The 13262-nt window shown below is 70.5% G+C and carries 13 protein-coding genes, 1 pseudogene and 1 riboswitch; of the genes and pseudogenes, 9 read left to right on the top strand and 5 right to left on the bottom strand.

The annotated features are described in order from the left end of the window. Window positions 1–36: 36 nt before the first annotated feature. From IE206_RS42430 to IE206_RS14670, 3 genes and pseudogenes are all read right to left on the bottom strand, one after another. A pseudogene (locus IE206_RS42430) lies at window positions 37–162 on the bottom strand (aminoglycoside phosphotransferase); the annotation flags it as partial. An 80-nt stretch (window positions 163–242) separates the two neighbouring features. Then, window positions 243–905, bottom strand: coding sequence for a response regulator (locus IE206_RS14675; protein ID WP_189962571.1), 663 nt, complete (start codon window positions 903–905; stop codon window positions 243–245). Beyond that, entirely contained in the window at window positions 902–2077 is a 1176-nt protein-coding gene (locus IE206_RS14670) for a sensor histidine kinase (RefSeq protein WP_226599474.1), read from the bottom strand. Before IE206_RS14670 ends, IE206_RS14675 begins: the two co-directional genes overlap by 4 nt. A gap of 208 nt (window positions 2078–2285) precedes the next feature. On the opposite strand from IE206_RS14670, the gene IE206_RS14665 reads away from it, so the two are divergent. Further along, the gene (locus IE206_RS14665; protein ID WP_189962570.1) at window positions 2286–3206 is read left to right on the top strand and encodes an ABC transporter ATP-binding protein; all 921 of its coding nucleotides are present in this window, start codon (window positions 2286–2288) and stop codon (window positions 3204–3206) included. Then, window positions 3203–4027: an ABC transporter permease gene (locus tag IE206_RS14660; protein ID WP_189962569.1), complete on the top strand. Its 825-nt coding sequence runs from the start codon at window positions 3203–3205 to the stop codon at window positions 4025–4027. Before IE206_RS14665 ends, IE206_RS14660 begins: the two co-directional genes overlap by 4 nt. Window positions 4028–4075: 48 nt before the next feature. Here the strand turns inward: IE206_RS14660 and IE206_RS14655 are convergent, their stop codons facing one another. Then, window positions 4076–5041: an LLM class F420-dependent oxidoreductase gene (locus IE206_RS14655; protein WP_189962568.1), complete on the bottom strand. Its 966-nt coding sequence runs from the start codon at window positions 5039–5041 to the stop codon at window positions 4076–4078. A 144-nt stretch (window positions 5042–5185) separates the two neighbouring features. On the opposite strand from IE206_RS14655, the gene IE206_RS14650 reads away from it, so the two are divergent. The 4 genes from IE206_RS14650 to IE206_RS14635 all read left to right on the top strand — a co-directional run bounded on the left by IE206_RS14650 (window position 5186) and on the right by IE206_RS14635 (window position 7541). Next, a complete protein-coding gene (locus tag IE206_RS14650) occupies window positions 5186–5395 on the top strand; it encodes a hypothetical protein (protein WP_189962630.1) in 210 nt (69 codons plus the stop codon). Between the two features lie 107 nt (window positions 5396–5502). Next, window positions 5503–5643, top strand: a riboswitch (cobalamin riboswitch). A gap of 40 nt (window positions 5644–5683) precedes the next feature. Further along, on the top strand, window positions 5684–5899 hold the full coding sequence (locus IE206_RS14645; protein WP_189962567.1) for a CbtB domain-containing protein: 216 nt from the start codon (window positions 5684–5686) through the stop codon (window positions 5897–5899). A gap of 41 nt (window positions 5900–5940) precedes the next feature. After that, window positions 5941–6807 carry a CbtA family protein gene (locus IE206_RS14640; protein WP_189962566.1) on the top strand — a complete coding sequence of 289 codons (867 nt, stop codon included), beginning with the start codon at window positions 5941–5943 and terminating at the stop codon, window positions 6805–6807. Further along, window positions 6804–7541: a (2Fe-2S)-binding protein gene (locus IE206_RS14635; RefSeq protein ID WP_189962565.1), complete on the top strand. Its 738-nt coding sequence runs from the start codon at window positions 6804–6806 to the stop codon at window positions 7539–7541. The genes IE206_RS14640 and IE206_RS14635 overlap by 4 nt, the downstream gene beginning before the upstream one ends. A 16-nt stretch (window positions 7542–7557) precedes the next feature. Here IE206_RS14635 and IE206_RS14630 read toward each other — a convergent pair whose 3' ends face one another. Further along, a complete protein-coding gene (locus tag IE206_RS14630; protein WP_189962564.1) occupies window positions 7558–8976 on the bottom strand; it encodes a short-chain fatty acyl-CoA regulator family protein in 1419 nt (472 codons plus the stop codon). A 362-nt stretch (window positions 8977–9338) separates the two neighbouring features. Between IE206_RS14630 and aceA the strand changes: the two genes are divergently transcribed. The 3 genes from aceA to IE206_RS14615 all read left to right on the top strand — a co-directional run bounded on the left by aceA (window position 9339) and on the right by IE206_RS14615 (window position 13198). Then, a complete protein-coding gene (gene aceA / locus IE206_RS14625) occupies window positions 9339–10628 on the top strand; it encodes an isocitrate lyase (RefSeq protein ID WP_189962563.1) in 1290 nt (429 codons plus the stop codon). A 111-nt stretch (window positions 10629–10739) separates the two neighbouring features. After that, entirely contained in the window at window positions 10740–12332 is a 1593-nt protein-coding gene (aceB, locus tag IE206_RS14620) for a malate synthase A (protein ID WP_189962562.1), read from the top strand. Further along, window positions 12329–13198 carry a 3-hydroxybutyryl-CoA dehydrogenase gene (locus tag IE206_RS14615; protein ID WP_189962561.1) on the top strand — a complete coding sequence of 290 codons (870 nt, stop codon included), beginning with the start codon at window positions 12329–12331 and terminating at the stop codon, window positions 13196–13198. The genes aceB and IE206_RS14615 overlap by 4 nt, the downstream gene beginning before the upstream one ends. Window positions 13199–13262: the final 64 nt, after the last annotated feature.

Here is a 13262-nt window from a genome sequence, read left to right as displayed (position 1 = left end):
CCACCCACTCCTGGACCAGCACGCGGTCGAGCGCTGCCCGGCTGCGCGACGCATCATCACCTCGTCCACGCTTCCGTACGCCTCGAAGAACCGTGATGCCGCGCCCACCGGAAGAAGCACCCAAGCAGCAGCGAGAACGACCGCCGGGTCGCCCGCACACATCCCGGCGTCACCGAGGCGAAGCACCTGGCCGGCTCTCTCCGGCAGGCGGCCACGGCAACGCCCCGCCTCTTCGGCCGCCCTCACTGCGACAGCGTGACAAGCCCCACCTCGTAGGCGGTGATGACGAGTTGGACTCTGTCCCGGGCTCCCAGCTTGGTGAGCAGCCGTGACACGTGGGACTTGGCGGTGGCCACTGTGATGAAGAGTTCCTCCGCAATCTCCGTGTTCGACCGGCCGCGTCCGACCAGGGTCAGCACTTCTCGCTCCCGCTCGGTGATGTGCTCAACCGGGCGTGGGGAGGGCTTGGGGGGTGAATCGGGACGCCCGGCGAAGTCCGCGATCAGGCGGCGTGTCACGCCCGGCGCGATCAGGGCATCTCCCGCGGCGACAACGCGTATCGCTCCGAGAATGTCGTCCAGCGCCATGTCCTTGACCACGAAGCCGCTCGCGCCGGCCCGGAGCGCGCCGTAGACGTGGTCGTCCTCGTCGAAGGTGGTCAGTACCAGGACGCGGGTCGTTGCCGGGCCGTCCGTGATCAGGCGGGTGGCCTCGATGCCGTCCATGCCGGGCATCCGGATGTCCATCACCACGACATCGGGGACGAGGTCGTTGACGAGCCGGACGGCTTCGGAGCCGCTGGCGGCCTCGCCGACGACCTCCAGGTCGGGGTGGTCGGCAATGATCACACGCAGGCCCGACCGCACCAACGGCTGGTCGTCGGCGAGCAGGATCCGGACGGTCATCGGACCTCCGCCGCAACGGTGACGGGTGCGGGCAGCGGCAGCCGGGCCGCTACCCGGAAGCCGCCCCCGGGGCGCGGACCGGCGCTGAGCCGGCCGCCCAGCAGGCCGACCCGCTCGCGCATGCCGACGATGCCGAAACCGTGGGCCGAGCCGTTCCCGGTGGCGCCACGGCCGTCGTCGATGACCTCCACGGACAGTTCCTCGTTCCCGTAGTCGATGGCCACCCGGCATCGCCCGGTGCCCGCGTGGCGGACCACGTTGGTCAGTGCCTCCTGCACGATGCGGTAGGCGGACAGGTCGATGTCGGCAGGCAGCGGGCGCTGATCTCCGCTGCGCCGCAGGTCGACCCGTACGCCCGCGTCCATGGTCGCCGCCACAAGCCGTTCGATGTCCGCGAGACCCGGCGCGGGTGCGAGTGACGACTCCCTCAAGGACGCCTCGCCCCGGTCGGCCTGACGGAGCGACACCAGCGTGCGCCGAAGGCCCGACAGGGTCTCTCTGCTGGTGGCCTCGATGGCACTCAGGGCCGCGCGGGCTTCGGCCGGCTGGGTCTGGATGACCCTGTTCCCGACCCCGGCCTGGATGGCGATGATGCCGATGCTGTGCGCGACCATGTCGTGCAACTCCCGTGCGATCCGCAGCCGTTCGGCGGTCACGGCCTCGGCCACCTCCTGCGAGCGCAGGGCCACCGCGTGCTCGCGGCGCTCACGGATGAGCAGACCGGCAACGCAGGACGCGGCCATCGCGAGCAGTGCGATGACCCCGTTGACGGTCAGGCTGTCCCCGTGCGCGTAGAGGCCGATCACCACGAGCTGCACCACGAACGAAACGGCCACCGCGACGGTCGAGGCCCGCCGTGCGCAGTTGGCGACGATGAAGCCCAGGACGAGGTCCACCGCGAGATACGACAGGAACTGCCCTTGGTACGACGCCGCCAGGCTCTGAGGGACGGAACTCGGGGTGCCCGCCACCACAGCGGTGGATCCGAAGAGCGCCATGGCCAGCGCCGACAGCGGTGTCCGTCGCAGCACGCCGACGAGCAGGCTCACGGCCAGCAGTGCCCCGACCCCGTGCGCCGTACCCGACGCCCGCGGCGCGCCGCCGACCAGCAGGCCGACCACGAGGAGGTAGCCGGCGCTCCCCGCCCAGGCCAGGGCCTTCATCCTCGTCATCGGCTACGCGCCCTGCGGGGTGCGGCGCCGCGGCGCCCACCCGGAGCAGGCAGCAGAGTGATCGTTATCGGGTTCACGCCGAGAGACTATCCGGCCCCCGCTCACGCGACATCAGCCCGGGGACGTACGCCCGGGGGCCAGTCCGGCCGCCGGATTGCCGCCCGTGGGCTCATGACCGTACGGGGACCATCTCGGCAGTGTGGGTGACGTGATCGAAGTCAGCGAACTCACCAAGCGGTACGGCAACAAGACGGCCGTCGACCGCCTGTCCTTCACGGTCCGGCCCGGCCGGGTCACCGGATTTCTCGGCCCCAACGGAGCCGGCAAGTCCACCACCCTGCGCATGATCCTCGGCCTGGACTCCCCCACGGCCGGCTCCGCCACGGTCGGCGGAGTGCCCTTTCGCCAACACCCGCGGGGGCTGCGGCACGTCGGCGCGCTCCTCGACGCGGGCCACGTCCATGGCGGACTCAGCGCCTCGGCCCATCTGTCCGCCCTCGCCCGCAGCAACGCCATCCCGCGGTGCCGGGTGGACGAGGTGCTTCAGGAGGTGGGGCTTGCCGAGGCGGCGAGCCGTCGCATCGGCGGTTTCTCCCTCGGCATGAAACAGCGGCTGGGCATCGCCGCCGCGCTGCTCGGAGACCCGCCGGTGCTCATGTTCGACGAGCCGATCAACGGCATGGACCCGGAGGGTGTGCTCTGGGTACGCCGGCTCTTCCGGCGCCTGGCCGCCGAGGGGCGCACGGTCTTCCTCTCCAGCCACCTGATGTCGGAGATGGAGAACACCGCCGACCAGCTGGTCGTCATCGGCCGGGGTCGCCTCATCGCCGCCGAGTCGGTACGGGACTTCGCGGCCCGCGGCACCCGGCGCAGCGTCGTGGTCGGAACACCGCAGGCCGCCGAACTGGCAGCCCTGCTCACGGCGGCGGGTGCCTCGGTCGAGCCGGAGGGCTCGGCCGGCGCCGAGCGACTCGCCGTGACCGGACTCCCGGCGGAACGGATCGGAGCACTCGCCTTCGAGAACCGTATCCAGCTGGCGGAACTCACCACCCGCACCGCCTCGTTGGAGGCGGCCTTCATGGAACTCACCGCCGACAGCACCGAATACCTGGCAGGCCAGCCCCGATGACGACACTCACTCCCCCTGCCCTGACCGCCCCCCTCACCGCGCCGTCCGCCCGTTTCCGCGACCTGCTCGCCGCCGAGTGGATCAAAATGCGGTCCCTGCGCTCCACCCCGTGGACCCTCGCACTCACCGTCCTGTTCGTCATCGGGTCCGCCGCCGTGGCCACGCTGTCGGACCACGCCGCGGCCTCCGGCCCCGTCGATTTCCTGCCCTTCGACGCCTACCCCACAGCCGGGTACTGGACGCTGATGCTCGTCGCCGGCACCGTCGGCGCACTGACGGTGGTGAGCGAGTACAGCAGCGGTCTCATCCGCACCACCACCGTTTCCGTCCCCGCCCGCGGCTCGGTCGTACTGGCCAAGGCGGCCGTCACCGCCGCGGTGTGGACCACGGTCGGCTCCGTCGCCTCCACCGGTTCCTTCCTGGTCTCCCAGGCCATCCTGAACGGTCACCGCACAGGCGCCGCGCTCACCCACCCCGAGGTGGTCCGGGCACTGGCGGCGTCCGCACTGGTCGCCCCGGTCTGTGCAACTGTCGGCCTGAGCCTCGGAGTTCTGCTCCGGCACGCCGCGGCGACCACGGTCACCAGCGTCTTCGTCCTGCTGATGCTGCCGACCATGTTCTCGGAGACCGACCGCTGGTCGGCGGGCATCAAACACACGCTGGTGTCGGCCGCCTGGAAGCGCCTGGTCCAGACCTGGGAGCCGGACCCCGGGTCCCTGGCCCACACCGCCACGGTCCCCGGCTCCTGGCTCGTGTACGTACTCTGGCCGCTGATCACGCTCACCCTCGCCGTGTTCGTCGTCCGGCGCCGCGACGTATGAGCCTGGGCGAGTGGTACCGGCGGCCCGGACCTCCATCCGCTCCGCCGGTCACAGTTCGCGCAGCGCGGGCAGCAGCTTCTTCTCGGCCCAGTCGATGAACGGGAGTTGCTGGCGGCCGCCGATCTGGACGAGGGCGATTTCGGTGAAGCCGGCTTCGGCGTAGGGGCGTACGGCGTCGACGAACGCGTCCACGTCGTCGCCGCACGGAATGGACCGCGCCACGTCCTCCCGGGTCACGAACTGCGTCGCCGCCTCGAAGCCCGAGGGCCCCGGCAGCTCCGAGTTCACCGGCCAGCCCCCGGCGAACCAGCGGAACTGGTCGTGGGCGCGGGCTACCGCCGCGTCCCGGTCGGGGTCGTAGCAGACGGGCAGCTGACCCACCCGGGGCTTGCCCGTGCCGCCGTGCCGGTCGAAGGAGTCGAGCAGTTCCGGCTTGGCCTCGGTGGCGATGACCAGGTCGGCGGCCCGGCCGGCCAGGGCGCAGGACCGCTCGCCCGAGACGGCGACGCCGATCGGCGGCAGCTCGTCGGGGAGGTCCCACAACCGGGCGTTCGCGACGCCGAAGTGCGCGCTCTGATGGTTGACGTTGCCTCCCTCGAAGAGCGCGCGGATGATGTCGATGGCCTCTTCGAGCATGTCGAGACGGACCTCCGGGGCGGGCCAACCGGCGCCCACCACATGCTCGTTGAGGTTCTCGCCGGAGCCGAGTCCGAGCCGGAACCGGCCTTCGGACAGGATCTGCATCGTGGCCGCCTTCTGCGCCACGACGGTGGGGTGGTAGCGCAGCGTCGGGCAGGTCACGTACGTCATCAGCGGGATGCGGGTGGTGGCCTGGGCGGCCGCTCCGAGCACGCTCCACGCGAAGGGCGCGTGCCCTTGGCTCTCCAGCCACGGGGAGTAGTGGTCGGAGGTGACGGAGAAGTCGAACCCGGCTCGCTCCGCCGCGACCAGATCCGCCACGAGTTCGCGCGGACCCGTCTGCTCAGTCATCATTGTGTAGCCGATTTGCACCATATTTCACGACTAACCGTGCGGCGCCGATGGAAAACATCGGCCCGCTGTCCGTATGCGGGTTCCCGACCCCACCGGTTGCCGAAACGCTTCCGGTGTGCGACAGGGGCTACGCGGTCCGCAGACCGTCCGCTTCGAGGAGTCGTCATGGTCATAGTGGCCGTTCTCATCCCGCCGCTGCTCCTTGGTGTGCTGCTGGCCCTCGGCCGGTACGAGGAGCGTCTCCTCGGCGCCCCCACACCTATCGAGGACCGCCTGCGCGAACGGCGCGGGTACACGGAGCCGGACCTCCCTTCCGAACCGCCGCCCCATCCCGCCCGACCTGCCCCCCAGAGCGAGGTGGGGCCGCCTCTGTGACGCTGCGCGGCCGTACGGATCGCGCGGCCGGGCCGGCGCTGACACGATGGACGGGCAGGATTGCGAGGAGAGCGCGCCAGGACTTGGCAATGGCTTGATTGACCCATTCGAGAAGGCAGCCCTATGCTCCACATGTAGTGATGAGATAAGGAAGCTGGTGAGATTCCAGCACGGTCGCGCCACTGTGAGCCGACCGCCCGCGAGGGTGGCCGGCGAGTCAGACACTTATCCGTTGCTTCGCCCCGTTTCATCCATGGGACGCAAGATCCCGAGAAGGAGGGCCTCGCCTTGAGCAGCGTTTCCACATCCCGTCCGGCTTCCACGCCGATCGTCCTGCCGGTGTCGAAGTCGGTGCTGTGGCTGGTCGGCACCGCGATCCTCGCACTGGCCGCCTACTACTTCATCGGCGTCGACCAGGGGGCCGTCTCGGTCTTCGGCAACGACATGCACATCCACGAGTTCGTCCACGACGGGCGTCACTTCCTCGGCTTCCCCTGCCACTGACCCACACGGAAGTCGACCCCCGGAAGTACGGACAACTCGACATGGAAAAGAAGCTGATACTGCGCGGCGTCCTCGTCGGCGCAGTGGCAGGGCTGCTCGCGTTCGTCTTCGGACGGATCTTTGCCGAGCCGCAGATCGCGAAAGCCATCGACTACGAGAGCGGGCGTGACGCCGCCCAGGCCGCACTGGACAAGGCCGCCGGTCTGCCCGCCGAGGCCGCGGGCCCGGACTTGTTCAGCCGCACCATTCAGGCCGATGTCGGCCTCGGCGTCGGCATGATCTTCTTCGGCATGGCGATGGGTGCGCTCTTCGCCGTCGCCTACACGGTCTGCCTGGGCCGGACCGGCGCCCTGCGCGCTCGTACGCTGGCGCTGGTGGTGGCCGGTGGCGGGTTCCTCGCGATGTATCTGGTGCCGTTCCTCAAGTACCCGGCCAATCCTCCGGCCATCGGCCACGAGGAGACCATCCAGCAGCGCAGCGGGCTCTACCTCATCATGGTGGTGTGCTCGATCGCCTTCCTGGTGGCGGCGGTCTGGCTCGGCAAGCGCCTCCAGGCCCGCTACGGCAACTGGAATGCCACGCTCATCGGCGGTGCGGTGTTCGTCGTCGCGATCGGCATCGTGATGCTGGTCCTGCCCTCGCTCGGGCATCTGGCCTACAACAAGGAGAACTTCGGCAACCAGGCCACCGAGACACCGCTGCCCCTGACCGATTCCAAGGGCACGATCGTCTACCCCGGTTTCCCCGCCGACGTACTGTTCTCCTTCCGCTTCTTCTCCGTCGCCGCGCAGCTCCTCCTGTGGGCTGCCATCGGGCTGTTCTTCGGCCCCTTGGCCGAACGGCTTCTCGAGCCCCGCCGGGAATCCGCCGACGCCCCCGCGCAGGGCCCGGCTCCCCTGCCTGCATGATGTTCACTCCTACGCCGGGCGCGGTGATCTCCGAGATCACCGCGCTCGGGCCGTTCTTCGCCCTGCACACCCATGCTCCCGACGCGCGGCCGGTGAAGCCGTGGGTCCCGATGTCCCGACGGCTCATCGAGGATCGCGTGTCGGCCGTACGGGGCCGGCTGGCGGCGGCCGGCGGGCAGCCGCTCGATGCCGTCGAGGTGCGGGTGGCCGCATCCGTGACCCATCTCGGCCTGGCCGCCAGGCTGCTGTCGCCCGCCCTTGCCGCGTTCGTGCTGCACGGACGTCTTCTCACCTTCGGCCTCTGCGACGTCCACTGGCAGCCGGTCCTCGGCGGCCCCATCCCCCTGTCCGTCCCGGGCACCGCGGTGAGCGCCGGCTCCGTTCCGCCCGAGGAACTCACCGCCTTCCTCGACGGCCCCCTCGGTGAACTCGCCGCCACCACAAGGCCGTTCTCACTCTCACCTCACATCCTCCAGGGCAACATCGCCTCGGCTCTCAACGGTGCCGCCACGATGATCGCCGCCGCCAGACCGGAGCTCGCGGAGCGAACCCGGACGGCCGTCACGCTCCTCCTGGACAGCCCACCCCTGCGAGGTTCCGCCACCACAACCGCCAACGGCGCGTTCCGGCGCAGGAGTTGCTGTCTGATCTACCGCGCCGCGCCGGGCCACAAGGGTTCGCTGTGCGGAGACTGTGTGCTGAATCGCGACGCGGGCAGCGCCAGAAGCCGCTGACACCTCTGACGGCGCGTCAGCCGATGGCGGGCTGCTCCCCCGCCACGGGGTAGGGCACGAAGGTGCTGCTGTTCTCGTCGATGGCGAGGCTCCGGTCCAACGGCGGTACGGCCCGCTGAGGGCAGTCGGTGCGTTCGCAGAGGCGGCAGCCCATGCCGATGGGGACTGCGGCGGAGGTGTTGTCGAGGTCGAGGCCGTCGGAGTAGACCAGCCGCGAGGCGTGCCGGATCTCGCAGCCGAGGCCGATGGCGAAGGTCTTGCCCGGCTCGCCCCAGCCGCCCCGGTGCCGGGAGATCGCGCGGGCGGTCCACAGATAGCGCCGGCCGTCCGGCATGGCGGCGACCTGGACGTGGATGCGCCCGGGGGCGGCGAACGACTCGTACACGTTCCACAGCGGGCAGGTGCCGCCGGCCCGGGAGAAGTGGAACGCGGTGGCGGACTGGCGCTTGGACATGTTGCCCGCCCGGTCGACGCGCACGAAGGAGAAGGGCACCCCGCGCAGCCGGGGGCGCTGCAGGGTGCTGAGGCGGTGGCAGATCGTCTCGTAGCCGAGTCCGAAGTGGTCGGTGAGCCGCTCGATGTCGTAGCGGGATTCCTCGGCGGCCGCGTGGAAGCGGCGGTACGGCAGGATCAGCGCGGCGGCGAAGTGGTTGGCAATGCCGATCCGGGCCAGCGGCCAGGCCGCCGAGTCGCGAGCGAAGTCCTCCGAGGCAAGGGCGGAAATCCCCTCCGCGTGTTCGAGGAGCGCGAGCTGTGTGGCCATCCGGAACGCCTGCTGGCCCGGGCGCAGCCGGCTGGAGAGGTGCAGCACCCGGGCGCCGGGATCGTAGTGGTGCAGCAGCCGGTCCGAGTCCGTGGCGAGGCGCACCCCGTGCCGTTCGGTGAGGCGGGCGGACAGTACGCGTACGACCTCGCCGGGGCGTACGCCGATCTCGGAGGCGAGGTCTTCGGCGGCGAGGTCGATGTCGTGCAGGTAGTTCTGGCGCCGGTAGAAGAACTCGCGGATCTCCTCGTGCGGGGACCGGGGTTGTGCCACCGTGCCCGGCCCCCGCCCTTCCGCGACCTCGGCGAGTTGCTCGGCCAGGTGCTGGTTGCGCCGGCCCAGGTCCACCAGGACGGTCGCCACCGCCGGCATGCGGGCGGCCAGGTCCGAGAGGTCGGAGGCGGACACCCGGCCCGCCGAGACCTCACCGGTGAGAGCATCACGCAGGTCTGCGACGAGGCGGCTGGTGTCGCGCTCGGAGAAGAAGCCCGGGTCGACGCCGAACGCCTCTGTAAGCCGCAGCAGTACGGGCACAGTCAGGGGCCGGGAGTCGTGCTCCATCTGGTTGAGATAGCTCGGCGAGATGCCGAGGGTGCGGGCGAGGTCGACCTGGCTCATGCGGCGTTCCTCGCGCAGCCTGCGCAGCCGCGCTCCCGCGTACGTCTTGCTCACCCGTGGCTCCTGTGTGGTCACGATCGTCGGCACTGCTCGCGATCGTAGCCGCGCGGGCGAGCCTTGCGAGGTTAACAACGTTGGCAAAACACGGGGCGAAGATGCGCAGAAGTTGGCATCTTTCCCCGGTTGTTGGCACTCAGTGCCGATGCCAGAGTCGTACTGCGGCCCGCGGGACTCCGTCGGGCGGAGCGGAACCGGGGTGCGATTCATGCCCTGATGTCGGAGATCCCGGCCCTTCCGCCCGGCTCTGCGCCATTGCTCGGATTGCCGATCCAGAGGACCGCCGGGCCGCACCCCAACACCGTTACGGCACCCCGTGCCGAGCATTCGCACAGTTCACCACTCTTCGGGAGACGGCCATGGCACAGGCAGAGACGACGACAGCAGCGGCGGCGGAGCTGGCGCAGCGGTGGGCGACCGACCCGCGCTGGAAGGGCATCGAGCGCACCTACAGTGCCGAGGACGTGGTCCGCCTCTCCGGCAGTGTCCGTGAGGAGGCCACGCTCGCCCGGCGCGGTGCCGAGCGGCTGTGGCGCCGGCTCCACGAGCTCGACTACATCCACGCGCTCGGCGCGCTGACCGGTGGGCAGGCCGTCCAGCAGGTCAAGGCCGGCCTCCAGGCCATCTACCTCTCCGGCTGGCAGGTGGCCGCCGACGCGAACCAGGCCGGGCACACCTACCCCGACCAGAGCCTGTACCCGGCCAACTCGGTTCCCCAGGTGGTGCGCCGGATCAACAACGCGCTGCTGCGCGCCGACCAGATCGCCACCGCCGAGGGCGGCAGCGACACCACCGACTGGCTGGCCCCGATCGTCGCCGACGCCGAGGCCGGCTTCGGCGGCCCGCTCAACGCGTTCGAGCTGACCAAGGCCATGATCGCGGCCGGTGCGGCGGGCATCCACTACGAGGACCAGCTCGCCTCCGAGAAGAAGTGCGGCCACCTCGGCGGCAAGGTGCTCGTCCCCACCTCCCAGCACATCCGCACCCTCAACGCGGCCCGCCTGGCCGCCGACATCGCCGACGTCCCCACCCTCATCGTCGCCCGCACCGACGCCCTGGCCGCCAACCTCCTCACCAGCGACGTGGACGAGCGCGACGCCGAGTTCGTGACCGGCGAGCGCACGGCGGAGGGCTTCTACCGGGTGCAGAACGGCATGGCTCCGGTCATCGCCCGCGGCCTCGCCTACGCGCCGTACGCGGACCTGATCTGGGTCGAGACCGGCACCCCGGACCTCGCGCAGGCCCGCGAGTTCGCCGAGGCCATCCACGCCGAGCACCCCGACCAGATGCTCGCCTACAACTGCTCGCCGTCCTTCAACTGGAAGGCATCCCTGGACGACGACCAGATCGCCAAGTTCCAGCGCGAACTGGCCTCCATGGGCTACCGCTTCCAGTTCATCACCCTGGCCGGCTTCCACTCCCTCAACCACGGCATGTTCGACCTGGCCCGCGGCTACGCCGAGCACGGCATGACCGCGTATGTCGACCTCCAGGAGCGGGAGTTCGCGGCGCAGGCGCAGGGCTTCACCGCGGTCAAGCACCAGCGCGAGGTCGGCACGGGCTACTTCGACCTGGTGTCGACCGCCATCAACCCGGCCTCCTCGACCACGGCGCTGGCCGGCTCCACCGAGGAAGAGCAGTTCCACTGAGCCGAATTGCCGAGGTCCGTTGCGGTCCCGCGCCCCGAGGGGCGCGGGGAGCCGCGCGCCCGGCCACCGACCACCGGCAGCCGAATCCCCGCGCCCCCAGAGGAGACCCGCATGTCCATCTCCGCCCCGACCAGCCGTGCCCAGGTCCTCGGCGCACCGGGACACCGGCACGACGAGATCCTCACCCACGAGGCTCTGGAGTTCGTCGGCCGCCTCGTCGACGAGTTCGGCGAGCGCCGTCTGCGTGTCCTGCGGGAGCGCAAGAGGGTGGCCTCCCGACTGGCCTCCGGCTCTCCGTTCGACTTCTCCGTCGCCACCGCCGGTATCCGCACGGACGAGTCCTGGCAGGTGGCGCCTCCGGCGCCCGGGCTGACCGACCGCCGAGTGGAGATCACCGGCCCACCCGAGCGCGCCATGACGGTCAATGCCCTCAACTCCGGCGCGCAGGTGTGGATGGCGGACTTCGAGGACGCCAACTCACCCACCTGGCACAACATCATCGGCGGGCAGCTGAACCTGCTTGACGCGATCGAGCGCCGGATCGACTTCACCACCCCCGAGGGCAAGCAGTACCGGCTGGGCGAGCAACTCGCCACCATCGCCGTACGCCCCCGGGGCTGGCACCTCACCGAGGAACACCTGGAGTTCGGCGGTCGCCCCGCACCCGCCTCGCTCGTGGACTTCGGCCTCTTCTTCTTCCACTGCGCCCAGCGGCAGATCGACGCGGGACACGGCCCGTACTTCTATCTGCCGAAGCTGGAGAGCCGCGACGAGGCGCGGTTGTGGAACGACATCTTCGTCTTCGCCCAGGACCTGCTCGGCATTCCCCGCGGCACGGTCCGGGCCACCGTCCTGATCGAGACCATCACGGCGGCCGTCGCCATGGAGGAGATCCTCTACGAGCTGCGCGAGCACAGCGCGGGGCTCAACGCAGGCCGCTGGGACTACCTCTTCAGCCTCATCAAGACCTTCGGCCACCGCACCGACTTCCTGCTGCCCGACCGGGCCAAGGTCACCATGACCGCTCCCTTCATGCGGGCGTACACCGAACTCCTGGTGCGCACCTGCCACAAGCGGGGTGCCCACGCCATCGGCGGCATGGCCGCCCACGTGCCGAGCAAGGACGCGGACGCGCATCAAGCGGCCCTGGCCAAGGTGCGGCTCGACAAGGAACGTGAGGCCGAGGACGGCTTCGACGGCTCCTGGGTCGCCCACCCCGCGCTCGTCCCGATCTGCCGCGAGGTCTTCGACGGGGTGCTCGGCGCCCGCCCGCACCAGATCGAGCGCACCCGCAGCGACGTCGAGGTGACGGCGGCGCAGCTCGTGTCCGTACGCCGCACCAGCGCGCCGCCCACGACGGAGGGCATCCGTACCAACATCGCGGTCGCCCTGCGCTACTTCGACGCCTGGCTGCGCGGGCAAGGAGCCGTCGCGCTGTACGGGCTGATGGAGGACGCCGCCACGGCCGAGATCGCCCGGGTCCAGATCTGGCAGTGGCTGCGACACCGGGCGGTCGATCGCTCGACCGTGCTGGAACTCCTTGAGGACGAACTCGCCGCGCTGGGCGCCGAGTACCCCTGGGCGGCCGTCGACGACATCCGCGGCCTCTTCGAACGCACCGCCCTGGCGAAGGAGTTGCCGGACTTCTTCACCGCCGACGCCTACACCCGCCACCTCGTGCACCGCTCGGAAGGACAGTCATGACCACAGCCATCAGCCGGGTCGCAGTGGTGGGCGGCGGACAGATGGGCGCCGGCATCGCCGAAGTGTGTGCCCGCGCCGGTCTGGACACGGTGGTGTGCGAGGCCGACTCGATCGCCGCCCGCGCCGCCCGCGAGCGGATCGCCGTCTCGCTCGAACGGGCCGTCCAGCGGGGCAAGTTGGACCGCATATCCGCCGAGGACGCGCTGGCCCGCATGGTCTTCACCGGCAGCCTCGACGACCTGGCCGACCGCCAGCTCGTCATCGAGGCCGTCGTCGAGAACACCGCGGCCAAGACGGACATCTTCGCCCGCCTGGACAAGATCGTCGAGGACGGCGGGGCGATCCTCGCCACCAACACGTCCTCGATCCCCGTCATGCGCCTGGGCATGGCCACCCGACGTGCCGACCGCGTGCTCGGACTGCACTTCTTCAACCCCGTACCCGTGCTGCCGCTGGTCGAGATCGTCTCCTCGCTGCACACGACGCGGCAGACCGTGGCAGCCGTGGAGGACTTCGCCGCGCACACCCTGGGAAAGACGGTCGTCCGCTCCCAGGACCGGGCCGGCTTCGTCGTCAACGCGCTCCTCGTCCCGTACCTCCTGTCGGCGATCCGGATGACGGAGTCCGGTTTCGCCACCCCCGCGGACGTGGACGCGGGCATGGAGCTGGGCTGCGCCCACCCCATGGGCCCGCTCAAGCTGGCCGACCTGATCGGCCTGGACACGGTCGCCGCCATCGCGGAATCCCTCTACGAGGAGTTCAAGGAACCCCTGTACGCCCCGCCGCCGCTACTCCAGCGCATGGTCGAGGCGGGGCTGCTCGGCCGCAAGAGCGGGCGGGGGTTCCACACGTACGACCAGGGCTGAGGGGCCCGGGTTAGCCGCCGGGCAGAGGGCCGGCGGCTGCTGTGGAGAGGGGCGTGGAACGGGT

Source organism: Streptomyces violascens (assembly GCF_014649955.1).
Lineage (GTDB): Bacteria > Actinomycetota > Actinomycetes > Streptomycetales > Streptomycetaceae > Streptomyces > Streptomyces violascens.
Note: the sequence above shows the minus strand (reverse complement) of the source record. Positions and strands in the feature narration are given on the sequence as shown.

Bases quoted from the DNA above. Each gene is read 5' to 3' on its own strand.
- IE206_RS14675 (WP_189962571.1), bottom strand. From the start codon at position 905: ATGACCGTCCGGATCCTGCTCGCCGACGACCAGCCGTTGGTGCGGTCG.
- IE206_RS14670 (WP_226599474.1), bottom strand. From the start codon at position 2,077: ATGACGAGGATGAAGGCCCTGGCCTGGGCGGGGAGCGCCGGCTACCTC.
- IE206_RS14660 (WP_189962569.1), top strand. From the start codon at position 3,203: ATGACGACACTCACTCCCCCTGCCCTGACCGCCCCCCTCACCGCGCCG.
- IE206_RS14655 (WP_189962568.1), bottom strand. From the start codon at position 5,041: ATGGTGCAAATCGGCTACACAATGATGACTGAGCAGACGGGTCCGCGC.
- IE206_RS14650 (WP_189962630.1), top strand. From the start codon at position 5,186: ATGGTCATAGTGGCCGTTCTCATCCCGCCGCTGCTCCTTGGTGTGCTG.
- IE206_RS14640 (WP_189962566.1), top strand. From the start codon at position 5,941: ATGGAAAAGAAGCTGATACTGCGCGGCGTCCTCGTCGGCGCAGTGGCA.
- IE206_RS14635 (WP_189962565.1), top strand. From the start codon at position 6,804: ATGATGTTCACTCCTACGCCGGGCGCGGTGATCTCCGAGATCACCGCG.
- aceA (WP_189962563.1), top strand. From the start codon at position 9,339: ATGGCACAGGCAGAGACGACGACAGCAGCGGCGGCGGAGCTGGCGCAG.
- aceB (WP_189962562.1), top strand. From the start codon at position 10,740: ATGTCCATCTCCGCCCCGACCAGCCGTGCCCAGGTCCTCGGCGCACCG.
- IE206_RS14615 (WP_189962561.1), top strand. From the start codon at position 12,329: ATGACCACAGCCATCAGCCGGGTCGCAGTGGTGGGCGGCGGACAGATG.